This window comes from Bacillus sp. GbtcB10, from assembly GCF_019091365.1.
GTDB lineage: Bacteria > Bacillota > Bacilli > Bacillales > Bacillaceae > Bacillus > Bacillus altitudinis.
In genome coordinates this window covers 337,339-361,470 of sequence record NZ_JAGXJP010000003.1, presented here as the reverse complement: position 1 = coordinate 361,470, position 24,132 = coordinate 337,339, and the positions used below count along the sequence as shown (strand labels likewise).

Sequence of the window (24,132 nt, the reverse complement as noted above, 5' to 3'; positions counted from 1 at the left end):
AACTCTGGAGAGTGTTTGCGCAGCGATTTTTAGCAAACCACCAAAGGGGAAAACGCACAATGATGTTGTGCTGTAAACTTTCAGGTGCAAGGACAGAGACTTCTTTTTGATAAAAGGGAGCGCTCTGTCCTTTTTTGCTGTGATTTTTTTCTGAAAATTCAGCTTGTGATGTGCACTGTAAGAAAAAAGGGGGAAACGATTGATGTTGAAACGAACACCGCTTTTTCATGCGTATGAAACGTTTGGCGCAAAAACCATTGACTTCGGGGGCTGGGAATTACCTGTCCAATTTTCTTCCATTAAAGAAGAACATGAAGCTGTTCGAACAAAAGCAGGGCTGTTTGATGTGTCTCACATGGGTGAGGTGGAAGTCACAGGTCAGGGAGCCCTTCCTTTTTTACAAAGGTTATTAACCAATGATCTGTCAAAGCTGACAGACGGGAAGGCACTATATACAGCCATGTGTTATGAAGATGGCGGAACGGTGGATGATCTGCTCGTCTACCAAAAAGAAAAGAACAACTATTTACTTGTGATCAATGCTTCAAATATTGAAAAAGATGTGGATTGGCTGCTTAAACATCAAGGTGAGGAAGGTGTTTCGATTAAAAATGTCTCTGATCAAACCGCCTTGTTAGCCCTTCAAGGACCTCATGCTGCTGACATCATCAAAGATGTTGCGGATGAAGAGGTAACATCACTGAAGCCATTTACGTTTTTATCAAAAGCAATCATTGCGCAAAAAGAGGTGCTTGTCTCAAGAACCGGCTACACAGGAGAAGATGGCTTTGAAATCTACTGCCAGTCAGAAGATGCTGTTCACCTTTGGACCGCTTTATTAGATGCCGGACAGCCGAAAGGACTGATTCCATGTGGACTCGGTGCACGTGACACCTTAAGATTTGAAGCAAGACTTCCGCTTTATGGCCAAGAGCTCACAAAGGATATTTCTCCTTTAGAAGGCGGCATTGGTTTTGCTGTTAAAACGGATAAAGAAGCAGATTTTATCGGAAAAGATGCACTTAAAAAACAAAAAGAAGAAGGACCGAAGCGAAAGCTTGTCGGGATTGAAATGATAGATAAGGGGATTCCGCGGACAGACTATCCAGTCTTCTCAGGAGATAAGCAGATTGGTGTAGTCACAACCGGTACACAATCTCCAACATTAAAGAAAAATATTGGGCTTGCCTTGATTGAAACATCAGAGGCGCAGCTTGGGACAGAAGTGGAAGTGCAAGTTCGTAAAAAACGTCTAAAAGCCAAAATCGTCGCCACACCATTTTATAAAAGAGCCAAATAACGAGGAGGAATAGAGGATGAAGCACAGGTATTTGCCGCAAACAGAGCAAGATCAAAAAGAAATGCTGGATGTCATTGGCGTTCAGTCAATTGATGAGCTTTTCTCAGATATCCCAGAGAAAGTCAGATTCAAAGGTGCGTACAACATCAAAGAAGCCGCATCTGAAACAGAGCTAGTGCGGGAATTGTCTCGTCTTGCTGCAAAAAATAAAGATACAGTGGCCTATGCCTCGTTTTTAGGTGCTGGTGTGTATGATCATTACCAGCCTGTGATTGTCGACCATGTGATTTCACGTTCTGAATTTTATACAGCGTACACACCTTATCAGCCAGAAATTTCTCAAGGTGAATTGCAGGCAATTTTTGAATTTCAAACAATGATTGCTGAGCTGACCGGTATGGATCTTGCCAATTCCTCGATGTATGATGGCGGAACGTCATTAGCTGAAGCAGCGATGCTGGCTGCAGGTCATACAAAGAAGAAAAAGATTGTGGTTTCTGAGACGGTTCATCCTGAATCAAGAGCGGTGCTGAAAACATATGCGAAAGGTCAGCATATTGAAGTCGTCGAGGTACCTGCGCGAAAAGGTCAGACCGATCTAGCTGCATTAGAAGAAGCCGTCTGCGACGAAACAGCAGCGGTCCTTGTACAATACCCAAACTTCTTCGGTGTTGTTGAACCGTTAAAAGACATTGAACCGATTGCACATAAAGGGAAAAGTTTATTCATCGTCTCAAGCAACCCGCTTGCACTTGGTTTACTGACACCACCAGGAAAGCTTGGGGCAGATATTGTCGTTGGTGATGCGCAGCCATTTGGCATTCCAGCTGCATTTGGCGGACCTCATTGTGGATATTTCGCTGTGACGAAAAAATTAATGCGGAAAGTGCCGGGGCGTTTAGTCGGGCAAACAGAAGACGAGAACGGTGTGCGAGGATTTGTGCTGACCCTTCAAGCGCGCGAGCAGCATATCCGAAGAGACAAAGCGACTTCAAATATTTGTTCAAACCAAGCATTAAATGCGTTAGCCGCTTCTGTTGCAATGACGGCGCTTGGGAAAACAGGTATCAAAGACATTGCCTATCAAAACGTACAAAAAGCCCATTATGCCAAGACGCAGGCAGAAAAACACGGGTTACAGGCTGAAATAGAGGGCGCTCATTTTAATGAATTTGTGTTGAAACTGAATGAACCTGTGAAAGAAGCGAATGAGCGATTGCTTGAAAAAGGAATCATCGGTGGATATGACTTGGGACGGGATTATCCAGAGCTTCAGCAGCATATGCTCGTCGCTGTGACAGAACTAAGAACAAAAGAAGAAATTGATACGTTCATCAAGGAATTGGGGGATCGTCATGAATAAACAAGATCAGCCGCTTATTTTTGAATTATCCAAAGAAGGAAGAATTGGTTACAGCCTGCCTGATTTAGACGTACCTGAGGAGAAGCTCCCAGATTTATTTGATGAAGCGTATATCCGCCATGAAGATGCGGAGCTGCCAGAGGTTTCTGAACTGGATATTATGCGTCACTACACAGCATTATCTAGGCGTAATCACGGGGTCGATTCTGGCTTTTATCCTCTAGGCTCTTGTACGATGAAATATAATCCAAAGATTAACGAAAAGGTGGCACGTCTTGCAGGCTTCTCGCATGTGCATCCACTTCAAGAGGCAGACACTGTGCAAGGTGCATTAGAGTTACTTTATGATTTAGGTGACCATTTAGAAGAAATTACAGGAATGGACGCCGTGACATTACAGCCTGCGGCAGGAGCACATGGCGAATGGACGGGGCTCATGATGATTCGTGCATACCATGAAGCAAGAGGAGATCATAAACGAACAAAAGTCATCGTGCCTGATTCTGCTCATGGAACAAATCCCGCATCTGCAACAGTAGCTGGATTTGAAACGATTACGGTGGCATCTAATGAACATGGGCTTGTCGATTTAGATGACCTGCGCCGTGTTGTCAATGAAGAAACGGCGGCGCTCATGCTCACAAATCCAAATACACTCGGTCTTTTTGAAGAAAATATTTTAGAAATGGCTGAAATCGTCCACGGAGCAGGCGGGAAGCTCTATTATGATGGAGCGAACTTAAATGCCGTATTAAGCAGAGCAAGACCGGGGGATATGGGATTTGATGTGGTTCACTTAAATCTTCATAAAACCTTTACAGGTCCACACGGAGGAGGAGGTCCTGGTTCAGGTCCAGTTGGCGTGAAAAAGGATTTGATTCCATATTTGCCAAAGCCAGTGCTTGTGAAGAAAGAAGGTCGTTATTTCTTTGATTACGATCGTCCAGAATCCATTGGCCGTGTGAAACCGTTCTATGGGAACTTTGGTATCAATGTCAGAGCGTATGCGTATATCCGCTCTATGGGACCAGACGGCTTAAAGGCTGTAACTGATCATGCGGTGTTGAATGCAAACTATATGATGCGCCGCTTATGTGCTCATTATGATTTGCCATTTGACCGTCACTGTAAGCATGAATTTGTCCTTTCAGGTAAACGCCAAAAGAAACTAGGTGTGCGGACACTTGATATTGCCAAACGATTACTTGATTTTGGCTATCATCCGCCAACAATTTACTTCCCGCTAAATGTAGAGGAATGTATCATGATTGAACCAACTGAAACAGAATCAAAAGAAACCCTTGATGCATTTATTGAAGCGATGATTCAAATTGCAAAAGAAGCGGAAGAGAACCCAGAAATCGTACAGGAAGCACCACATACAACCGTTGTGAAACGAATGGATGAAACAAAGGCTGCACGGAATCCAGTGCTGGTTTTTGAAAGAAAATAAAAAGACTCATGGGGGCAATAGCTCCCAGAGTCTTTTTTGTTAGTTCTTTGTTTTAATGCGGCCGCCCCATTTTTTAAAGCCGCCCTTTAAATTATAAATCTCACGACAGCCATTTTTACGTAACGTTTGAGCAGCTTTTCCGCTTCTCAAATTATTTTGGCAATAGAGATAAACAGGCTTGTCAGGGCGTATTTCATTTTTGCGCTGCTTTAATTGTGAAAGGGGAATGTTTCTTGCGCCTAAAATATGTCCGCCTTCAAACTCATTTGGTTCTCTCACATCAATGAGTTGGGCTTTGCGGTAACCTTTGATAAATTCTGCTTCCGTCAGCGTTTTCATTATGCGCTGCTGATAAATGTAACTGCCGATGGAATAAAGAACGAAAAGTCCACAAAGTGAGAGGACGATATAGTTGAATATTGGCAATACGACTCGACTCCTTCTTGAGCATCAGCACAGTCACCTGTCTGATGGTACGTTTTAGACAAATACTATTATAGTAAAGCAAAAGAAACTTGTCATCATAAATGGTAAGAATTATTTTCAATTCCTTCCCTATTTGATAGACTGATGAAGAGAGAAAATCGGTGGTCACCACCATTATCTAACATTGACTACGTAAAAGAGAAGGGATTTTATATGCAAAAAGAGAAATGGTGTTTCATTGATACAGGAAACCAAGACCCTGCCTTTAACATGGCAATGGACGAAGCCTTGCTTTATTGGCATAGCGAGAAGCTGATCCCGCCTGTGATCCGTTTTTATGGTTGGAATCCAGCGACATTATCTGTTGGATATTTTCAACATGTTGAAAAAGAAATCAACATGGAAGCGGTTGAGCGCTATGGTCTTGGATTTGTTCGCAGGCCTACAGGAGGCCGCGGCGTTCTTCATGATCAGGAATTGACCTACAGTGTCATCGTGTCAGAAGAGCACCCAGAGATGCCGGCGACGGTGACAGAGGCATACCGCGTCATTTCAGAAGGGATTTTAGAGGGCTTTAAAGAACTGGGACTCGATGCGTATTTTGCCATTCCTCGTACAGAAAAAGAAAAAGAAAGCTTAAAAAATCCAAGATCGTCTGTATGTTTTGATGCGCCTTCATGGTACGAGCTTGTTGTAGAAGGCAGAAAAGTAGCAGGCAGTGCGCAAACAAGGCAAAAAGGTGTGATCCTCCAGCATGGCTCGATTTTAATTGATCTTGATGAGGATAAATTGTTTGATTTATTTCTGTATCCAAATGACCGGGTGAGAGAGCGGATGCAGCGCAGCTTTAAAAACAAAGCGGTGGCGATCAATGAAATTTCAGATCGAACATGTACGATAGACGATGCGCGTGTTGCATTTAAACGAGGGTTTGAAAAAGGATTAAATATCGAGCTTGTGCCTTATGAGCTGACAGATGAAGAGTTGGCATTTGTTCATCACCTCGCCAAAACGAAATACGCCACAGATGATTGGAATTACAAGCGTTAAGACGAAGGACTCTTCTTGTTTTTTAATGGGCGATGGTGTAGAATTGTTATGATTATTAAGTAAAGGTGCATTTTGGAGGGGTTTTATGACTACACCTAGTATGGAAGATTATATTGAACAAATTTATATGCTGATAGAAGAAAAAGGATATGCAAGAGTATCTGATATTGCAGAAGCCCTCGCTGTCCATCCCTCCTCTGTAACAAAAATGGTTCAGAAGCTAGATAAAGATGAATACCTCATTTATGAGAAATATCGTGGTCTAATTTTAACCCCGAAAGGCAAAAAAATTGGAAAACGTCTCGTATACAGACATGAACTGCTAGAGCAATTTTTAAGAATCATTGGTGTAGATGAAGAGAAAATTTATGATGATGTAGAAGGTATTGAGCATCATCTCAGCTGGAACAGCATTGACCGCATCGGCGACCTTGTCCAATTCTTTGAAGAAAACGATGAGCGATCCGTTCAGCTGAAAGCGATTCAAAAGAAAAACGAACAAACAAATCAAGAATCTTAAGAAAAAGGACACCTGTCGAAGGGTGTCCTTTTAAATTGTTGACAAAGGGGTAAAATGTACTTTATTTTAGCTCTTTGTCTTCTTTTCAGCGTGAAAGAAAACCTTTGCAGTCTAAGAAGGACGAGCATCGGAGCGGAGCGAATTTGACATTCGTAAGCACCGGAGCGCAGGACTGACACCGAATGCGAGGGTTTGTCTACACGCTGAAAGGACACCCTTAGCATGGGTGTCCTTTTTGAATATAGTTCTAATGAAAGGCAAATGCTCCTACACTATTAATAGTGTGACAGAAAAGGGGGCTCCTTGATGAAGATAGATGGTGTGTTCTCAGGTGGAGGCATTAAGGGTGCAGCACTTGCAGGCGCCTATGAAGCGCTTGAAGCAAGAGGGTTTCAATTTGTCCGTCTCGCTGGAACAAGTGCGGGAGCGATCATTGCTTCACTCATCGCAGCGGGTTTTACGAGTCAGGAGATTCGGGAGCTGTTAGACGAAATGGATGAGCATCAATTGCTTGATCGAAGGTGTCAATTCATTCCGTTTAAAATGCTCAGGTGGGTGTCTATTTATTGGCGTCTTGGCCTTTACAAAGGTGACCGTCTAGAAAAATGGCTGACAGACGTGTTAAAACGAAAAGGCGTCACCGTATTCGGGGATCTGAAAAAAGATACGCTCAAAATCGTCGCTTCTGATTTAACAAATGGCAAAATCCTTGTCCTTCCAGATGACCTTCCTTCCTATGGGTTAAATCCAGAACGGTTTTCTGTCGCCAGAGCCATTCGGATGAGCTGCAGTCTGCCGTATTTTTTCGAACCTGTCAAACTGAGGTCTTCAAAAGGAATTTGTACCATAGTGGATGGCGGCGTGCTCAGCAACTTTCCGATTTGGCTTTTTGCTGAAGAGAAAAAAAGACCGTTTGTCGGTGTCACATTAACCCCAAACGAAAAAGAACGCCCTCAACATTCCATCCGCAATGCGTTTGAACTGTTTGGCGCTCTATTTGAAACGATGCGTGGTGCTCATGACGAAAGACATATTGCCACAAAACACGAACGTCATATTATTTTTATTCCTGTAGAACACGTCATTGCCACTGATTTTCAGCTGATGACAGAAAAGAAAAAGGCGCTCGTCGATCTAGGCAGACAGAAGGCCGAGCAATTTTTAAAGAGCTGGACATTTTAAAATAAGGCGCGATTTTTCTTTTTGTTTTTCTTGCCTTCAATGACTGTCAAATGTGTTTGGCTTTTCTTTTTGAGAAGGACGGGCTTAGACTTGTGGTCAGTCGGCACGCTTCGCAAATGAGTGACCCGGTTTTTCATCTGGCTTTTCGTTTTTGGTTTAGGCTGCTGGTAGCGACGTTTTGATTGTTTGACTGCTTTACGATAAAGATTTCCTTCTGTTCCAGTTCTTCGATTCATCAGCCATCTAAATAAGAAAAATAGAACCGCTCCAACGATCACAACTGATAGCAGCATTGTAAAGAGTCTGCTTGGATTCGTTGTGAGTAAATACACAAATCCCAAAACACCTAAAGCGAAAATAATGGTAAAAGCAGGATGTACTCGGCGATTCATAACTGTCCACCTCCGAAAGAATTTACCGGATTTATAAACTAGATCACTTGATGAGCAGAATCTGATGCTTGTTTCGCAGATGCTTCCTCTAAACGAAGAAGTTCATTAAAACTTGCAATGGCTACCTCGACTTGATCATCAGAGGGTTCTTTTGTTGTGAGCAATTGCAGCCAAAGGCCAGGATAGCCAAGCACTTTAAGCACTGGCACGTCACGGAGTTTGTTTGTGAGCTGAAGCACTTCAAATGAAATGCCCAGAACAACCGGAATAAGCGCCAAGCGATTCAGAACTCTCACCCATAAAGGATCTGTCGGTACGAGTAAATAGACGAACATGCCGACAATGACAGTGAATAAAATAAAGCTGCTGCCGCATCGATAATGCAGGCGAGATTGGCTTTGGACATTTTCCACTGTGATGTCAAGATTCTGTTCATAGCAGTTTATGACTTTATGTTCTGCCCCATGATATTGAAATACCCTTTTAATTAAAGGGGTCATGGAAATAAAGTAAATATAGCCTAATAACAGGATCAATTTAAAGAATGTTTCCACTGCAATTTGTGCGAAGTTTCCAGAAAACACCGGACGCACAAGTTCAGCTAAAAAGACAGGCACTAAAGTAAAGACAAATTTACTAAAAAGAAGAGAGAGAACTCCGATCACAGCAATGCCGAAGATCATTGATAATTTCGAGCTTTTTTGTTCTTTTTCAAGAGAATGATCTTCAGAAGGATCTAAGTCATAGCGCTCGCTGGAGAAGTTTAAGTGCTTACTGCCGTTTGCGCTTGCTTCAACAAGTGCAGCAACACCCCTGACAAAAGGGATTTTCTTAAGAAAGGCGGTTCGTTTATTGGAGGTCCGGGGAAGCTTTAAAAACTCAATCGACTCATCCTTACGCCGAATCGCTGTCACATAGTTCATTTTACCTCCGAACATGACACCTTCCACAACTGCCTGCCCTCCATATGCTGGAGGTTTTGTTTGATTGGACATATTTCATCAACCTGCCTGTTTCCTGTAATTTACATGCATTTCCTTATACCTTTATTGTACAGGAAAAGAGGGGAAATCACTAGCTCACAGGTCGATTATCTACTAGAATTCTATCTACCTCTTTTTAGCCAGTATACCCTGTTATAAAAATTTTACACTCTCGCACGGAAATCCTTTTTTTTCATGACATTTTGGACATACTACTTGCTGGAGGTGTTCATATGAAACGTGATGAAAAGAAAAACCAAGAAGAAAAAAATCAATCAGTACAAATGTCTTCAATGGTGGCAAGGGCAGCAGCCACAGGTTTTGTCGGCGGAGTTTTTTGGGGCTTTATCGGATTTCTGACCCATATGTTTCATTTTTCAGAGGTGAGTCCAAATATGCTGTTGCAGCCATTTGTGCTTGGTGAATGGAAAAAAGGCGGACTTGGTACATTTATGAGTATTGTTCTTTTAGGGATTTTATCTATTGGGGCAGCCTTTATTTATTATGGACTGCTCAAACGGATAAAAGGTTTTTGGATGGGACTGATTTATGGAGGGGTTTTGTGGCTGCTTGTTTTTTATGTATTTAATCCTATATTCCCCGATGTGAAGCAAGTGCAAGATTTGCAGCAAAGCACCATTGTGACGACATTTTGCCTATATATTTTATATGGCATGTTTGTCGGATACAGTATTTCATTTGAATACAATGAATTAACGAGTCAGAAGCTTGCAAGAGCACTCGGGAAAAAGACAGAATAAAGTGTAAATCCACCTTTCATATGATAAAATTATTTTTGGAAACGAAAGGTTTCTAAGGAAAAAGAAACAGACATCGATATAGAGTGAATTAGGGTGAAGGAGTGGTCATATGCCTCATTTTCTAGTGCTGAATGGGCCCAACTTAAATAGGCTCGGCAAGAGAGAGCCAGGAGTTTATGGAAGTAAAACATTAACAGATTTAGAAACGGATTTGTTTCAGTTTGCAGAAAGAGCAAATATTCAATTGACGTTCTTTCAATCGAATCACGAGGGAGATTTGGTCGATGCGCTCCATGAAGCAGAAGATCAGTACGATGGCGTCGTGTTTAACCCGGGTGCTTTTACCCACTATAGCTATGCACTGAGAGATGCCATTGCAAGTATTACGTTACCTGTCATCGAAGTACATATCACAAATGTTCATAAGAGAGAGGAATTCCGCCATCATTCGGTTCTTGCTCCAGTATGTCAAGGTCAAATCGTTGGACTTGGTTTAGAAGGATATAAATTGGCGATTCGTTATTTAGTCAGTGAAGGGGGAGCAGTATCATGAAACTTGAAAAACTAAGAAAACTTTTAGCCGAATTAGACATAGATGGTTTAGTGATTACGAGCAGCTTTAATTTACATTATATGACGAGTTTTACTGGATCAGCCGGTCTTGCCATCGTTTCAAAGGATCGAGCCGCCTTTATTACGGATTTTCGTTACACGGAGCAAGCAAAGGATCAAGTAAAGGGCTATGACATCATTGAACATAAAGGAAACATTGTGGAAACTGCTGTCCAAACGGCAAACGAATTTGGGGTGAAACGTCTTGGTTTTGAACAAAACCATATGACATTTGCCACCTACCAGCAGTACTCGGGGAAAGCAAGCGGTATCGAGCTTGTTCCAGTCTCAGAATCAGTTGAAAAGTTGCGCTTGATTAAGTCTAATGAAGAGATTAAGATATTAGAGGAAGCTGCGAAGATTGCAGATCATGCCTTTGATCATATTCTCACGTACATCAAGCCGGGCCTGACAGAAATTGCGGTCATGAACGAGCTTGAATTTTTCATGAGAAAAGAAGGGGCAGAAGGATCTTCATTCGATATGATTGTTGCCTCTGGCGTTCGTTCAAGCCTGCCACACGGGAGAGCGAGCGAAAAGGTGATTGAATCTGGCGACTTGGTGACACTGGATTTCGGTGCCTATTATAAAGGCTATTGTTCAGACATGACAAGAACCATTGCTGTAGGAACACCAAGCGACAAATTAAAGGAAATTTATCATATCGTATTAGAAGCAGAAAACGCTGGTGTGGATAAAATCAAGCCAGGCTTAACAGGAAAAGAAGCTGATCGCATCACACGAGACATCATTGAAAAGTATGGCTACGGTCAATACTTCGGGCATTCGACTGGACATGGTCTTGGTATGGAAGTACATGAAGCACCTGGCCTTTCCTCGCGCTCAGATGTCGTGTTAGAAGAGGGAATGGTTGTGACAGTTGAACCAGGCATTTACTTGCCGGATGTCGGCGGCGTGAGAATTGAGGATGATATTGTCCTGACAGCTGACGGCAATAAACGATTGACCCACTCACCGAAAGAACTTATCATATTATGATGGTGAAATGTAGGAGGATGACAAAATGATTTCAGTAAACGATTTTCGTACAGGCCTGACAATTGAAGTGGACGGCGGTATTTGGCGTGTAGTGGATTTCCAACACGTAAAACCAGGAAAAGGCGCAGCGTTTGTCCGTTCGAAACTGCGTAACCTGCGTACAGGTGCGATTCAAGAGAAAACATTCCGTGCAGGTGAAAAAGTAGCGAAAGCGCAAATTGAAACAAAAACAATGCAATATTTATATGCAAATGGCGATCAGCATGTATTCATGGATACAAGTTCATACGAACAACTTGAACTAAGCGAAGCGCAAATCAAAGATGAGCTGAAATATTTGCTTGAAAATATGTCGGTTCAAATCGTCATGTACGGTGATGAAACACTTGGAGTAGAACTTCCAAACACTGTAGAACTAGAAGTAGTAGAAACAGAGCCTGGTATTAAAGGTGATACGACATCAGGTGGATCAAAACCTGCAAAAACAGAAACTGGTTTAATCGTGAACGTTCCTTTCTTTGTGAACCAAGGTGATAAACTAGTGATCAATACATCTGACGGTTCATACGTTTCAAGAGCGTAATGAACAGAGAGACTGTAAACCTCGTGTTTACAGTCTCAGCGTGTAGGCAAACCCTCGCATTCTTTGTCAGTCCTGCGCGCTGGTGCTCACGAATGTCAAATTCGCTCCGCGCCAGTACTCGTCCTTCCTAGACTGCAAAGGTTTTCTATCACGCTGAAAAGAAGACAAAGGGCTAAAATCAAGTTCATTTTAGCCCTTTGTCAACTATCTGAGACTGTAAACCTCGTGTTTACAGTCTTTTTTTATTTGAAAAATAGGACGCCTCGTTATGACACCCCTTACTCTATTCTCTCATCCATCTCTCTTCCTTTTGAAAAACAAGACTACTTCTAGCTAGTGAAGCATATAGTGTAAAAAAAGCTGGAGGTTCTATATGAAACAATTTCTCCCGGGTATACACCCATCAGTTGCTGCCATGGCAGGGATGAGGTTTTTATCTGCCTCGATTGAACTGACGGCCGCCATCCTCATTTTAGTGACTAATGATGTGCGTAAAGCGGTTGTCATCAATAGTATATTAGCGATCATCGGGCCGCTCATTTTTATTATCACGATGACGATTGGAATCTATCAAATTGCAGGGCAGTTATCCTATGCGAAGCTTGTGTTTATTTTCATTGGTGTCGTATTTATTCTTGTTGGAATTTATAAGTGAAATGGCTTGGCATAATTAACGGCATACATCATACATTTTAGAGAAGAAAAAAAGGAGGGGAATTCGTTGCGGAGTTTGTTGGATATTCTCCCGCACTCAATTGGACAAGAACTCAGCATGTTAAAAGAAGCAGAGTGGGCGCAAATAGAAGAAATCCGCATTCGCACCGATCGCCCGATTGAGCTGATGCAAGGTGGAAAACCACGCTTTCTTTCCTATCATACAACAGGTGAAGAGGCGGCTCAGCTATTAGGCAGGCTCAGTAATTACAGCATGTACACACTTGAGGAAGAGTTAAAACAGGGCTATATCACCATATCTGGCGGACATCGGGTTGGGCTTGCTGGAAAGGTCATCGTCGAAAATGGATTCGTCAAAGGCTTAAGAGATATTTCTTCATTTAATATTCGCATCGCAAAAGAGAAGATCGGAATTGCTCTGCCGTTTCTCCCTTATTTATATGAAAAACATTGGTGTAACACACTGATTATAGGTCCGCCGCAAACCGGGAAAACGACATTGCTGCGTGATCTAGCACGTCTTGTCAGTACAGGAACAACAACCATTTCTCCTAGAAAAACAGGGATTGTAGATGAACGATCTGAAATCGCAGGTTGTATAAGAGGAGTGCCGCAGCATTCTTTTGGACACCGGATTGATGTACTTGATGCGTGCCCAAAGGCTGAAGGGTTAATGATGATGATCAGGTCCATGAGCCCAGAAGTCATCATTGTCGATGAAATCGGAAAAAGTGAAGATGTACAGGCACTGCTAGAAGCAATCCATGCTGGAGTCACCATTATCGTCTCAGCTCATGGGTATTCTCTTGAAGACTTATCTAAACGGCCATCATTTGAACCGTTATGGCAGCTTCGTGTGTTTGATCGATATGTGGAATTAAATAGAGAAAAAGGGCCTGGCACAATCGGACGGATATTTGACCAAGAGGGACAAGAGCTGAAGAGGAGGCGGGGAGTGGACGTATGTTAAAGCTTATTGGTGCTATTTTCATTGTTGCGGCTACGACATGGGGAGGATTCGAGTTTGCGAAGCGGTACAGTGATCGGCCAAAGCAAATCCGCCAGCTCCGGTTTGCACTCCAATCTCTTGAAGCTGAAATTATGTATGGTCAAACACCTTTAGCTAGAGCCGCTGACCAAATTGCGTCCCAAGTAGGACCGCCTGTGAATCGGCTATTTGAACAATTTGCAGAAAAACTCAACGTTGGAACCTTTTCTGCGAGGCATGCATGGAATGAAAGTCTAGAGGATGTATGGAAAAAAACCGTATTAAAAAAAGGCGAATATGAGGCGCTGAAGCACTTTGGAGAAACCCTTGGTCAGCATGATGTGACGGCTCAGCAAAAATATATCAAGCTAGCTTTAGGCCATTTGGAATCAGAGGAAAAAGAAGCTGAAGTTGCCCAAGCGAAAAATGAAAAAATGGTGAGAAGTCTTGGTTTTCTAAGTGGGTTACTACTGATTCTGTTATTGATGTGAGAAGAAGGGAGTCGAGAGCATGGGCGTTGATGTAAACGTCATTTTCCAAATTGCGGGAGTGGGTATCGTCGTGGCTTTTCTCCATACGATTTTAGATCAAATGGGGAAAAAAGAGTACGCACAGTGGGTGACACTGCTTGGATTTATCTACATTTTATTTATGGTTGCTACCATTGTGGATGATTTGTTTAAGAAGATTAAAGCCGTATTTCTATTTCAAGGATAGGGGAGGGCTTACAAATCGAAATCATTCAAATTGTTGGACTTGGTTTAATCGCTACTTTTCTAGCATTAATCGTCAAAGAACAAAAGCCAACCTTCGCCTTTATGCTTGTTGTGTTTACTGGGTGTGTCATTTTCCTTTATTTAATCGATCAAATCTATGCCATTATCTCCATGATTGAAAAAATTGCAGCAAGTGCAGGCGTCAATATGAAATACGTTGAAACCATTTTGAAAATCATTGGCATTGCCTATATTGCAGAATTTGGTGCCCAGCTCACAAAGGATGCTGGACAAGGCGCCATCGCTTCAAAAATAGAGCTTGGCGGCAAAATTCTTATTTTGGTCATGGCGGTACCGATTTTAACGGTCATCATTGAGACGATCCTAGGTATGATCCCGTCTATGACTTGATGGAAAAGAGGTGATGATGATGAAACGGGTGACAGCTGTGCTAGGGTTTATGATGTTCTTTTGGATGATCGTTCCGTATGCAGGTGCAGAAGAAAGTGTGCCTTTATCAAGTGAAGAACCGGTCGCAGAAGAAGTTGCGGGTGGACAGGCTGATGCCTTAGAGCTTCATTCTATCAGTGACTTTTGGGAAACGATATTGGATGAGTATGGCGGCTTTCTGCCTGAAAGCCAAAAAGGTACAGTGAAGGAAATGATCGATGGCGATAAAGAGCTGTCTCCCCAAACGTGGCTGAAGGCTTTTGTTCATTATCTGTTTCATGAGCTGATTGCCAATGGAAAGCTCTTAGGCACACTTATATTACTCACCATCTTTTGTTCGCTTTTGCAGCTTTTGCAAAATGCGTTTGAACAAAGCACTGTTAGTAAAGTTGCATACGCTCTTGTTTATATGGTGCTTATCATTATTGCATTAAACAGTTTTCATGTTGCGATCTCTTATGCAACAGAAGCCATTCAAACGATGACTAGTTTTATTCTTGCTCTTATTCCTCTTTTATTAGCACTTATTGCCTCATCAGGCGGGCTTGTCTCAGCCGGATTCTTTCATCCTGTGATTTTGTTTTTAATGAACACGAGCGGTGTTTTTATTCAATATGTCGTTCTTCCGCTTATTTTTTTATCAGCGATCTTGAGCATCGTCAGTACATTGACCGAACAATACAAAGTGACCCAGCTTGCCCAGCTGTTAAGAAATGTCGCCATTGGCGGGCTCGCTGTTTTTTTAACTGTATTCCTCGGCGTCATTTCTGTACAGGGGGCATCTGCTGCTATCACTGATGGAATCGCTCTTCGCACAGCCAAGTTTATTACCGGAAATTTCATCCCTGTCCTTGGCAGAATGTTTACTGATGCGACAGATACCGTTATCAGCGCCTCTGTGCTGCTGAAAAATACGGTTGGTCTTGTAGGCGTCGCCATTTTGATTTCAATTGCGGCTTTCCCAGCAATTAAAGTGCTGTCGCTCGCTCTCATTTATAAACTGGCCGCTGCGATTCTTCAGCCTTTAGGAGGCGGGCCGATTATAAGCTGCCTTGATGTCATTTCAAAAAGTGTTCTTTATATATTTGCTGCATTAGCTGTTGTATCGCTTATGTTCTTTTTAAGCATTACCGTTATCATCACAGCTGGCAACCTCACCATGATGATGAAGTAAGGAGGTGACACCATTTGAGTTTTCTCACAGAATGGATCACAAGTATTATCCTATTTATTTTATTTGCGATTGTGATTGATCTTTTGCTTCCCAATTCAAGCATGCAGAAGTATGCAAAAATGGTCGTCAGCTTACTGTTAATTGTGGTGATGCTCAATCCGATCTTTGCGTTATTCCGGGCAGATCCTGACCAAATTTTCTCAGAAATCATGAAAGGGAAGGACCAAGCGCAATCAGAAGAAATAAAAAATCAGATGAATTTAGAAAAAAAAGAAATACAAGCTTCACAGCGTGCATATATTTTAAAGCAAATGGCTGTCCAACTAGAAAAAAGCGCAAAGGAGCCACTGGAGAAGGAGAGCTATGAAATGAAACACGTAGAAGTGTTGGCAGATGAGGAGCACCTTGATCAGAATATGGAGGCAGATCAATTTCGCATCAAAGCAGTCCTTGTCCCGCTCACAGGTGATGCTGTAGAAACGGTGGCAAAGGTCGACATTGATCTCTCCAGGCAAAAGGAGGAAAGCGCCGGGGCGTCAGCAAAAGAGATGGCGAGGGTGAAAGAGACGCTTGCAGATGTATGGAATACACGGCCTGAACACATTGCGCTGAACATTGAGGGAGGTGACGCAGCAGATCATGAATAACAAGGACTGGAGACAAAAACTGAAATCAATGTTCCAAGCACCTGAAAAAGGTGAAGGGAAACCAAAATTAACGAAGCACCATTACTTACTGCTTGTCTTCATTATCGGCGTGTCATTCATGTTAGTCAGTCAGATTCTGTCACCGCCATCAAGCAAACAAGAGGCTGCTGTTCCTGCGTCTAAAAAAACATCCTCAGAAGAGCAGGCGGTGTTCAAACCATCCTCTTCAGGTAAGTCAAACAACTCGATAGAGGATGTTGAACAAGAATACGAAAATCAGCTGAAAGAGATTTTAGAAACGATCATTGGTGTTGAGGATGTTTCCATCGTGGTAAATGTAGACGCAACTTCTTTAAAAGTGTTTGAAAAAAACAAATCCAATAAAAGCACTACAACCGAGGAAACAGACAAAGAAGGCGGCGTGCGAAGTGTCACGGATCAAACAAAAGAAGAAGAGGTTGTCATTATTAAAAATGGCAATGAAGAAACACCTGTTGTTGTCCAAACGAAAAAGCCAGACATTCGAGGTGTCCTCGTTGTTGCTCAAGGAGTAGACAACGTTCAAATAAAGAAAACCATCATTGAAGCGGTTACACGAGTGCTTGATGTACCGAGCCATAGAGTGGCTGTTGCCCCTAAAAAAATCAAGGAGGATTCGGAATGATGTTAAAAAAACAAACGGTTTGGCTATTAACGATGCTAAGTTTAGTTGTCGTATTAAGTGTGTACTATATCATGTCCCCACAAGGTGAGAATGCTGTGACAGTAGAGGATACAAAATCAAAAGGAATGGAAGAGAAAAAGGCTGAGCCAGAAAAAGGGACTGACAAAGGAACCGAAAAGAACGCAGAAGAGAAATCAACTGACAAAGAAACCAATGCGAAACAAGAAGATGTTGAAACAAGTGGAGAAGAAGGAAAGGCTGTTTCAGAGCAGACTGACGATGAACTTTTCACAACCTACAGACTTGAACTGGAAGATAAGCGCAGCAAGCAGCGTGAAGAGTATAACGAAATCGTGTCTAGCGATGATGCAACAGCGCAAGAGAAAAGTGAAGCTTATGATCAAATGACAGCGCTTAGTGAGGCAGAAGGAACAGAGCGTCAGTTGGAGACATTAATCAAAACAAAAGGATATAAAGATGCGCTCGTCAGTGCAGAAGGAGATAAAGTGAACATCACGGTTCGTTCTGATAAAAAATCAAAGTCCCAAGCAGCAGATATTATTGATTTGGTCACAAAAGAAATGAGAGGGCTTGATAACGTAGCCGTCACTTTTGAGCCATCGAATCAATAAAAAATGCACAAGCGCCCTTTTCTGAAAAGGGCGTTTTTTCATGCGGGTTGACGCCCTTTTTCAGATGCTTGCGCGAGGTGTCTCATCACATTAATAGTTGAATTCAACGAAATCCTCCTGTAAGATGGTTATAGTATGTACTTTTAGTACTAGCCTATAAAAAAAGATAAATCCATACATAGGGGTGCAAATCCATGTTAAAAATTGAAGAGATTCATGAACTAATTAAATTAATTGACGAATCAACAATTGATGAATTTACGTACGAAAACGAAGGTGCAAAAATCAAGTTAAAGAAAAATAAAGAAGTCGTTCAGCAAGTTGCGGCACAAGCACCAGTGGCTCCTGTCCAAGCAGCTCCAGCTCAACAAGCTCCTAAAGCACAAGCTCCAGCTCAGACCGAAGCCCCTGCACAAGAGAAAGCCGCGTCTGAAAACCTGCATAAAATCACATCCCCAATGGTTGGCACATTTTACGCTTCTTCTTCACCAGAAGCAGATCCATATGTGACAACAGGTTCTAAAGTGAAGGAAAACTCAGTTGTATGTATCGTTGAAGCGATGAAACTGTTTAATGAAATCGAAGCAGAAGTAAAAGGCGAAATCGTCGAAGTATTAGCTGAAAACGGTCAGCTTGTAGAATTCGGACAACCCCTCTTTCTAGTGAAAGCAGAGTAAGGAGTACGATCATGATTAAAAAGCTATTAATTGCAAACAGAGGAGAAATCGCAGTTAGAATCATCCGTGCTTGTAAAGAGCTTGGAATTGAAACAGTTGCGGTATTTTCTGAAGCGGATCGTGATGCGCTGCATGTTCAAATGGCTGATGAAGCATATTGCATCGGACCGACTGCTTCAAAAGATAGTTATTTAAATGTGACAAATATTGTCAGTGTGGCAAAACTAACAGGTACAGATGCCATTCATCCAGGATATGGTTTCCTTGCTGAAAATGCAGACTTTGCAGAGCTTTGCGAGGAATGTAATGTCATCTTTGTTGGACCAACTGCGTCAGCAATTTCCAAAATGGGAACGAAAGATGTGGCAAGAGAAACAATGAAGCAAGCTGGTGTTCCAATTGTCCCTGGTTCTCAAGGAATTGTAAAAGATCTTGATGATGCTGTTTCAACAGCAGCTGGTATTGGGTATCCTGTCATTATTAAAGCAACTGCAGGCGGCGGTGGTAAAGGTATCCGTGTGGCTCGCACAGAAGAAGAGCTCATTAACGGTGTCACCATCACGCAGCAGGAAGCAGCTCAAAACTTCGGGAACCCAGGTGTCTATTTGGAGAAATTCATTGAAGACTTTAGACACGTTGAAATTCAAGTCCTTGCTGATCAACATGGAAATACTATTCACTTAGGTGAACGTGATTGTTCTATCCAAAGAAGAATGCAAAAGCTTCTGGAAGAAACGCCATCACCTGCACTAAATGCAGATATTCGTGAGCAAATGGGTGAAGCTGCCGTAAAAGCAGCCGAAGCTGTTGAATACACAGGTGCCGGAACGGTTGAATTCATTTACGATTATAATGAAGAGAAGTTTTACTTCATGGAAATGAATACACGTATCCAAGTAGAGCATCCTGTAACGGAAATGGTCACTGGTGTTGATTTGATCAAAGAACAGATCAAAGTAGCTTCAGGTGAAAAGCTTTCCCTTACGCAAGAGGATGTCGTATACGAAGGCTGGGCGATTGAATGTCGTATTAATGCAGAGAACCCTGAGAAAAATTTCATGCCTTCTGCTGGTGAAATTAAAATGTACCTTCCGCCAGGCGGTTTAGGAGTACGTGTTGATTCTGCCGCTTATCCTGGTTATGTGATTCCGCCATATTACGATAGTATGATTGCGAAAGTGATCACATATGGTAAAACGAGAGAAGAAGCAATTGCAAGAATGAAACGTGCGCTTCAAGAATTCGTCATTGAAGGAGTCTACACAACGATTCCATTCCACCTCAGATTACTAGAGCACGAAACATTTGTGAGCGGTAATTTTAATACGAAGTTTTTAGAAACATATCAAATTATGAAATAATAACAGCTTTCGGAGGTGAATGATCGTGTCAGAAAACAATTTGCTTGAAATGAACCTTGATGAAGATCAATTGGGAAAAGTGCAAATTGCGCCAGAAGTGATTGAAGTCATTGCTGGGATCGCTGCATCAGAGGTCGAAGGAATTGCGGAAATGCGCGGCAACTTCGCTGCTGATGTGGCAGAACGCTTTGGGAAGAAAAATCACCGTAAAGGTGTGAAAGTAGATGTCTCTGATGAAGGCATCACAATTGATGTGTATTGTGTGGTTGAATTTGGCCTATCCATTCCAAAGGTATCCACTGCTGTTCAAGAAAATATCCGTCAAACCCTTTTAAACATGACGGCCTTAACAATTAATGAAATCAACATTCATGTCGTCGGCATTCAATTTGATACAAAAACAGCTGAAGCCGAAGTTGATCAAGAAATGTAAAAAGGTTTGAAGTGAAACCAAGGAGGCATTGCCTCTTTGGTTTTTTAAAGCCTATTTTTGGGAAAATTCAACATGATGATTACGTCACGCATGGAGTGATTCGTTTTTCGTCACAGCTCGCATGGATCTTGGTGCGACTGCGGTCAAAATATGTTATGATCTCTGTATGGCTTAACGACAAGCGGATAAAGTGGTTAAAGGAGTAAATAATGAAAAGAAGAACTGCAAGAGAAAAGGCGCTACAAACATTATTTCAAATTGATGTCAGCAATATTGATCCGAAAGAGGCCATTACACATGCGCTGGATGAACAAGAATCAGATCCTTTTTTCGAGGAACTGGTTTTCGGTGTGCTCGAACAAAAGGACAAGCTCGATGACATGATTTCACAGCATCTTGTGAATTGGAAACTTGATCGTATTGCGAACGTAGACAGAGCCATTTTAAGGCTGTCTGTGTACGAAATGGTATATCAAGAAGATATCCCGGTGAGTGTTTCAATGAATGAAGCCATTGAACTGGCTAAATTGTTCGGTGACGATAAGGCGCCGAAATTTGTAAATGGTGTACTTTCAAACATTAAAAATGACCTAAAGCAGTAATAGGAGGATTCGACATGACAGCAACAATCATCGATGGGAAAGAAACAGCAAAAGAAAAGCGTGAACAATTAGCAAAAGAAGTAGAAGAGCTAAAACAAAAAGGAGTCACACCTGGTCTTGCCGTTATTCTAATCGGTGATGATCCGGCTTCACTTTCTTACGTACGCGGGAAGAAAAAAGCAGCAGAAGCTATGGGCATGCATTTCCAGCTTGATCATTTAGATGCTTCTTTAACAGAAGAGGAATTGCTAAAGATGATTGATCAGTACAATGCAAATGATCAATTCCACGGAATTCTTGTTCAGCTTCCACTGCCAAAACATATTTCTGAAAAAGCCGTCATTGAACGAATTTCACCAGAGAAAGACGTAGATGGTTTTCATCCGCTGAATATCGGGAAAATGCTACTTGGGGAAGACACATTCCTCCCTTGCACACCAGCAGGTATTGTTGAATTATTGAACAAAACAGGTGTGGATCTCTCTGGTAAAGAAGTGGTCGTTGTAGGACGAAGCAATATCGTCGGCAAACCAGTTGGACAATTGCTATTAAACGAAAATGCAACCGTCACCTACTGTCATTCAAGAACGGCGAACATTTCAGAACATACGTTAAAAGCGGACATTTTAGTTGTTGCCGTCGGTCGAGCAAACTTTATTAAAGCTGACCAAATTAAAGAAGGCGCTATTGTCATTGATGTAGGAGTCAATCGTCTAGAAACGGGGAAACTTGTAGGGGACGTTGACTTTGAAGCAGCAAAAGAAAAAGCTTCTTACATCACACCAGTCCCTGGCGGAGTGGGTCCAATGACAATTACGATGCTTGCACACAATACGGTTAAATCAGCAAAACGTACATTATCATAAGCTTGATCCATTCATCCACCTGCGTGCTGCCGGTGGATGAATGTGCGTTTTTGAAGAGGAGGAATACGTCATGAGTGAAAAAGCCTTTGTGACGGTCACAGCCCTTACAAAATACATAAAAAGAAAATTTGATGTTGACCCTCATTTAGAAGATATTTGGATCAAAGGTGAGTTATCAAATGTGAAGATTCATTCAAGAGGTCATGTTTATTTCACCTTAAAGGACGAAAATGCACGTATGCAAGCCGTCATGTTCCAGCGCTCCGCGTCCAAGCTGCCTTTTTCACCAAAGAGCGGGATGAAAGTGTTCGTACGAGGCGGAATTCAAGTCTACGAACCGAGCGGAAGCTATCAATTATATGCAAAAGAAATGCAGCCTGATGGTGTTGGTGCTCTTCATCTTGCCTATGAAGAGCTGAAGAAGAAACTAGCAAGTGAAGGCTTATTTGATGAGCGCTATAAAAAAACAATTCCTGAATTTCCAGAGGTTGTTGGTGTTATTACATCCCCAACAGGAGCAGCTGTTCGAGATGTCATTACCACGATCAATCGGCGCTATCAGCAGGCCAAGATCATTGTGCTTCCGGCATTAGTCCAAGGAGAAAATGCTCCGCGTTCGATTGTGGAACGGATTAAAGAAGCCAATGAAAAACAGCTTTGTGATGTCTTGATTGTCGGGAGAGGCGGAGGATCGATCGAAGAACTTTGGGCCTTTAATGAAGAAGCAGTCGCAAGAGCGATCTTCGCATCAGACATTCCAATCATTTCTGCGGTTGGGCACGAAACAGACTTTACCATTAGTGATTTCACTGCAGACATGAGAGCACCCACACCAACAGGAGCAGCAGAACTAGCTGTTCCAAGCACTGCCGACTTAATCGAACGAATCAAATCAATCGATATTCGGTTAACAAGAGCGGTAAAAAATCGAACGTCACAAGCAAAAGACCGTCTTGTGGCACTTCAATCCTCCTATGCTTTCCGTTTTCCAAAACGATTACAAGAGCAAAAAGAGCAGCAATTCGATATGGTATTTGATCGTTTTCAAAAACAGCTGACAAGACAAATGGAACAAAAACGCAGTCAACTTGACCGCCAAACATATAGACTGAAGCCGCTTCATCCAAAAGAGCAGCTGCTTCAGGCGAAAAAACGTCACGCCAATGAAACAGAACAGCTCGTTCGGAGCATGAATGTGCAAATGAAAACAATTCATTCGCAGTTCCAATCGGTTCTTGGTAAACTAAATGCATTAAATCCGCTTCAAGTCATGGAAAGAGGCTATAGTTTAGCCTATAAAGAAGATGAGCTCATTAAAAGTGTGAATCAAGTAGAAACGAAGGATCAACTGACGATTACAATGAAGGATGGACGTCTGATTTGTGAGGTTATTGAGAAGGAGGGCAATCATCATGACAGAATCAAATAAACAAAAAGAAGAACAAATGACATTTGAAGAGGCCATGAAAGGACTTGAAGAGATTGTGGGAAAGCTCGAAGAAGGCGATGTACCGCTTGAACAAGCCATCCACTATTTCCAAGAGGGTATGACACTCTCAAAACTTTGCCATGAAAAATTACAGCATGTTGAAAAGCAAATGGATTTCATTTTAAAAGAGGACGGTGAACTGGCTCCTTTTTCAGTGAAGGAGGCAGATGCTGGTGACAAGTAACTTAAACGAATTTTTAACAACACGAAAACAAGCAATTGAAGATTATTTATTTACATATGTGCAGGAATTGTCTATTCCAGAAGAGCTGAAATCTTCTATGCTTTATTCTCTGAAAGCTGGCGGAAAAAGACTGCGTCCTGTGCTTGTTCTTGCTCTTTTAAATGCGTATGGAAAAAGGGAAGAAGACGGTATACCAGTAGGCTGTGCAGTGGAAATGATTCATACGTATTCGTTGATACATGATGATCTTCCTTGTATGGACGATGATGATCTGCGCAGAGGAAAGCCGACCAACCATAAAGTATACGGCGAGGCAACAGCTGTTCTTGCAGGTGATGCGCTGCTCACTGAAAGCTTCCGTCTGATCACATCGCAATTATCTGACGATGTACCTGCTGATCAAAAGCTTCGAATCATCGATGAACTTGTTACATCAGCAGGTGCACTCGGAATGGTTGGCGGGCAATTTGATGATATGGAAGCAGAACAGAAACAAATCCCTCTTTCTGAATTAGAATCGATTCATGCCCGCAAAACAGGAAAGCTACTCACCTTTAGTGTGGTTGCTGGTGCGATACTGGCAGGTGCACCTGATGATGAGATCGAAAAGCTGAGAGAATTCAGCTATCATATTGGCATTGCTTTTCAAATCCGTGATGATATTTTAGATCTTGAAGGCAGCGAAGAGAAAATAGGAAAGCGGATCGGCTCCGATACAGCAAATGAAAAGTCGACATATCCTTCTTTATTAACGCTTTCAGGAGCAAAAGAAAAGCTGGATGAACATATCACTCGTGCGAAAGAAATTGTCTCAAATCTTGAGTTGGAGCAAAACTTGCTGCATGATTTATGCGATCTGATTGCCTCACGAGATCACTAAAAACAGCCTAGATTTGAGGGTCCTCGAGCAATTGTGGTAAACTGTAAACAGTTTATCATGATGAGACAAC

30 protein-coding genes and 1 riboswitch are annotated in these 24,132 nt (G+C 42.1%); of the genes, 27 read left to right on the top strand and 3 right to left on the bottom strand.

The annotated features are described in order from the left end of the window. Positions 1-2: 2 nt before the first annotated feature. Positions 3-98, top strand: a riboswitch (glycine riboswitch). Positions 99-202: 104 nt separating this feature from the next. Genes gcvT through gcvPB form a run of 3 tightly spaced genes read left to right on the top strand, consistent with a single transcriptional unit; the run spans position 203 to position 4,116 of the window. Beyond that, positions 203-1,300: a glycine cleavage system aminomethyltransferase GcvT gene (gene gcvT, locus KVT11_RS11990; protein ID WP_116307130.1), complete on the top strand. Its 1,098-nt coding sequence runs from the start codon at positions 203-205 to the stop codon at positions 1,298-1,300. Positions 1,301-1,316: 16 nt separating this feature from the next. After that, positions 1,317-2,663: an aminomethyl-transferring glycine dehydrogenase subunit GcvPA gene (gene gcvPA, locus KVT11_RS11985; protein ID WP_008342202.1), complete on the top strand. Its 1,347-nt coding sequence runs from the start codon at positions 1,317-1,319 to the stop codon at positions 2,661-2,663. After that, the gene (gene gcvPB, locus KVT11_RS11980) at positions 2,656-4,116 is read left to right on the top strand and encodes an aminomethyl-transferring glycine dehydrogenase subunit GcvPB (RefSeq protein ID WP_039964018.1); all 1,461 of its coding nucleotides are present in this window, start codon (positions 2,656-2,658) and stop codon (positions 4,114-4,116) included. The genes gcvPA and gcvPB overlap by 8 nt, the downstream gene beginning before the upstream one ends. A 39-nt stretch (positions 4,117-4,155) precedes the next feature. Here gcvPB and KVT11_RS11975 read toward each other — a convergent pair whose 3' ends face one another. Continuing rightward, entirely contained in the window at positions 4,156-4,536 is a 381-nt protein-coding gene (locus KVT11_RS11975) for a rhodanese-like domain-containing protein (protein WP_024718853.1), read from the bottom strand. 219 nt (positions 4,537-4,755) lie between these two features. On the opposite strand from KVT11_RS11975, the gene KVT11_RS11970 reads away from it, so the two are divergent. From KVT11_RS11970 to KVT11_RS11960, 3 genes are all read left to right on the top strand, one after another. Next, entirely contained in the window at positions 4,756-5,592 is an 837-nt protein-coding gene (locus tag KVT11_RS11970) for a lipoate--protein ligase family protein (protein ID WP_017357972.1), read from the top strand. An 85-nt stretch (positions 5,593-5,677) separates the two neighbouring features. Then, on the top strand, positions 5,678-6,112 hold the full coding sequence (gene mntR / locus KVT11_RS11965) for a transcriptional regulator MntR (RefSeq protein ID WP_003215946.1): 435 nt from the start codon (positions 5,678-5,680) through the stop codon (positions 6,110-6,112). Between the two features lie 306 nt (positions 6,113-6,418). Next, positions 6,419-7,294, top strand: a complete 876-nt coding sequence (locus tag KVT11_RS11960; RefSeq protein ID WP_008342205.1) for a patatin-like phospholipase family protein — start codon at positions 6,419-6,421, stop codon at positions 7,292-7,294. On the opposite strand, the gene KVT11_RS11955 is transcribed toward KVT11_RS11960, so the two are convergent. Together KVT11_RS11955 and KVT11_RS11950 are read right to left on the bottom strand one after the other, a co-directional pair. Further along, a complete protein-coding gene (locus tag KVT11_RS11955; RefSeq protein WP_007501201.1) occupies positions 7,291-7,686 on the bottom strand; it encodes an SA1362 family protein in 396 nt (131 codons plus the stop codon). The genes KVT11_RS11960 and KVT11_RS11955 overlap by 4 nt on opposite strands. A gap of 38 nt (positions 7,687-7,724) precedes the next feature. Beyond that, the gene (locus tag KVT11_RS11950) at positions 7,725-8,681 is read right to left on the bottom strand and encodes a DUF1385 domain-containing protein (RefSeq protein ID WP_017357970.1); all 957 of its coding nucleotides are present in this window, start codon (positions 8,679-8,681) and stop codon (positions 7,725-7,727) included. A gap of 221 nt (positions 8,682-8,902) precedes the next feature. Between KVT11_RS11950 and KVT11_RS11945 the strand changes: the two genes are divergently transcribed. From KVT11_RS11945 to KVT11_RS11845, 21 genes are all read left to right on the top strand, one after another. Next, positions 8,903-9,430 carry a YqhR family membrane protein gene (locus tag KVT11_RS11945; protein ID WP_035702799.1) on the top strand — a complete coding sequence of 176 codons (528 nt, stop codon included), beginning with the start codon at positions 8,903-8,905 and terminating at the stop codon, positions 9,428-9,430. A gap of 109 nt (positions 9,431-9,539) precedes the next feature. Further along, entirely contained in the window at positions 9,540-9,983 is a 444-nt protein-coding gene (gene aroQ, locus KVT11_RS11940; RefSeq protein ID WP_007501195.1) for a type II 3-dehydroquinate dehydratase, read from the top strand. Further along, complete coding sequence (locus KVT11_RS11935; RefSeq protein ID WP_007501193.1) at positions 9,980-11,041, top strand: M24 family metallopeptidase; 1,062 nt, start codon at positions 9,980-9,982, stop codon at positions 11,039-11,041. Before aroQ ends, KVT11_RS11935 begins: the two co-directional genes overlap by 4 nt. Positions 11,042-11,066: 25 nt before the next feature. Then, positions 11,067-11,624, top strand: a complete 558-nt coding sequence (gene efp, locus KVT11_RS11930; protein WP_007501192.1) for an elongation factor P — start codon at positions 11,067-11,069, stop codon at positions 11,622-11,624. Positions 11,625-11,997: 373 nt separating this feature from the next. Next, a complete protein-coding gene (locus KVT11_RS11925; RefSeq protein WP_008342211.1) occupies positions 11,998-12,279 on the top strand; it encodes a YqhV family protein in 282 nt (93 codons plus the stop codon). Positions 12,280-12,345: 66 nt separating this feature from the next. Then, positions 12,346-13,269: a stage III sporulation protein AA gene (gene spoIIIAA / locus KVT11_RS11920; protein ID WP_035390790.1), complete on the top strand. Its 924-nt coding sequence runs from the start codon at positions 12,346-12,348 to the stop codon at positions 13,267-13,269. Next, a complete protein-coding gene (gene spoIIIAB / locus KVT11_RS11915) occupies positions 13,263-13,778 on the top strand; it encodes a stage III sporulation protein SpoIIIAB (RefSeq protein ID WP_007501189.1) in 516 nt (171 codons plus the stop codon). Before spoIIIAA ends, spoIIIAB begins: the two co-directional genes overlap by 7 nt. A gap of 19 nt (positions 13,779-13,797) precedes the next feature. Further along, entirely contained in the window at positions 13,798-14,004 is a 207-nt protein-coding gene (gene spoIIIAC, locus KVT11_RS11910) for a stage III sporulation protein AC (RefSeq protein ID WP_003153142.1), read from the top strand. After that, a complete protein-coding gene (spoIIIAD, locus tag KVT11_RS11905) occupies positions 14,001-14,414 on the top strand; it encodes a stage III sporulation protein AD (RefSeq protein ID WP_087978339.1) in 414 nt (137 codons plus the stop codon). Before spoIIIAC ends, spoIIIAD begins: the two co-directional genes overlap by 4 nt. Positions 14,415-14,433: 19 nt before the next feature. Beyond that, entirely contained in the window at positions 14,434-15,627 is a 1,194-nt protein-coding gene (gene spoIIIAE, locus KVT11_RS11900; protein WP_017357967.1) for a stage III sporulation protein AE, read from the top strand. Between the two features lie 14 nt (positions 15,628-15,641). Then, positions 15,642-16,274: a stage III sporulation protein AF gene (spoIIIAF, locus tag KVT11_RS11895; RefSeq protein WP_007501185.1), complete on the top strand. Its 633-nt coding sequence runs from the start codon at positions 15,642-15,644 to the stop codon at positions 16,272-16,274. Positions 16,275-16,302: 28 nt separating this feature from the next. After that, complete coding sequence (gene spoIIIAG, locus KVT11_RS11890) at positions 16,303-16,938, top strand: stage III sporulation protein AG (RefSeq protein ID WP_370529232.1); 636 nt, start codon at positions 16,303-16,305, stop codon at positions 16,936-16,938. Further along, entirely contained in the window at positions 16,938-17,570 is a 633-nt protein-coding gene (locus tag KVT11_RS11885) for a SpoIIIAH-like family protein (RefSeq protein WP_024718861.1), read from the top strand. The genes spoIIIAG and KVT11_RS11885 overlap by 1 nt, the downstream gene beginning before the upstream one ends. Positions 17,571-17,764: 194 nt before the next feature. Continuing rightward, a complete protein-coding gene (gene accB / locus KVT11_RS11880) occupies positions 17,765-18,247 on the top strand; it encodes an acetyl-CoA carboxylase biotin carboxyl carrier protein (RefSeq protein ID WP_008342216.1) in 483 nt (160 codons plus the stop codon). An 11-nt stretch (positions 18,248-18,258) separates the two neighbouring features. Then, positions 18,259-19,608 (top strand): acetyl-CoA carboxylase biotin carboxylase subunit, encoded by a 1,350-nt coding sequence (gene accC / locus KVT11_RS11875; RefSeq protein WP_007501177.1) that lies wholly within the window; start codon positions 18,259-18,261, stop codon positions 19,606-19,608. 25 nt (positions 19,609-19,633) lie between these two features. Further along, on the top strand, positions 19,634-20,041 hold the full coding sequence (locus KVT11_RS11870) for an Asp23/Gls24 family envelope stress response protein (protein ID WP_017357965.1): 408 nt from the start codon (positions 19,634-19,636) through the stop codon (positions 20,039-20,041). 209 nt (positions 20,042-20,250) lie between these two features. Further along, on the top strand, positions 20,251-20,643 hold the full coding sequence (gene nusB / locus KVT11_RS11865) for a transcription antitermination factor NusB (protein WP_008342218.1): 393 nt from the start codon (positions 20,251-20,253) through the stop codon (positions 20,641-20,643). 14 nt (positions 20,644-20,657) lie between these two features. Beyond that, positions 20,658-21,509 carry a bifunctional methylenetetrahydrofolate dehydrogenase/methenyltetrahydrofolate cyclohydrolase FolD gene (folD, locus tag KVT11_RS11860; protein WP_007501171.1) on the top strand — a complete coding sequence of 284 codons (852 nt, stop codon included), beginning with the start codon at positions 20,658-20,660 and terminating at the stop codon, positions 21,507-21,509. A gap of 70 nt (positions 21,510-21,579) precedes the next feature. Next, positions 21,580-22,938: an exodeoxyribonuclease VII large subunit gene (gene xseA / locus KVT11_RS11855; RefSeq protein ID WP_017357964.1), complete on the top strand. Its 1,359-nt coding sequence runs from the start codon at positions 21,580-21,582 to the stop codon at positions 22,936-22,938. After that, on the top strand, positions 22,922-23,182 hold the full coding sequence (locus KVT11_RS11850) for an exodeoxyribonuclease VII small subunit (RefSeq protein ID WP_003215880.1): 261 nt from the start codon (positions 22,922-22,924) through the stop codon (positions 23,180-23,182). The genes xseA and KVT11_RS11850 overlap by 17 nt, the downstream gene beginning before the upstream one ends. Further along, a complete protein-coding gene (locus KVT11_RS11845) occupies positions 23,166-24,062 on the top strand; it encodes a polyprenyl synthetase family protein (protein ID WP_206761467.1) in 897 nt (298 codons plus the stop codon). Before KVT11_RS11850 ends, KVT11_RS11845 begins: the two co-directional genes overlap by 17 nt. Positions 24,063-24,132: the final 70 nt, after the last annotated feature.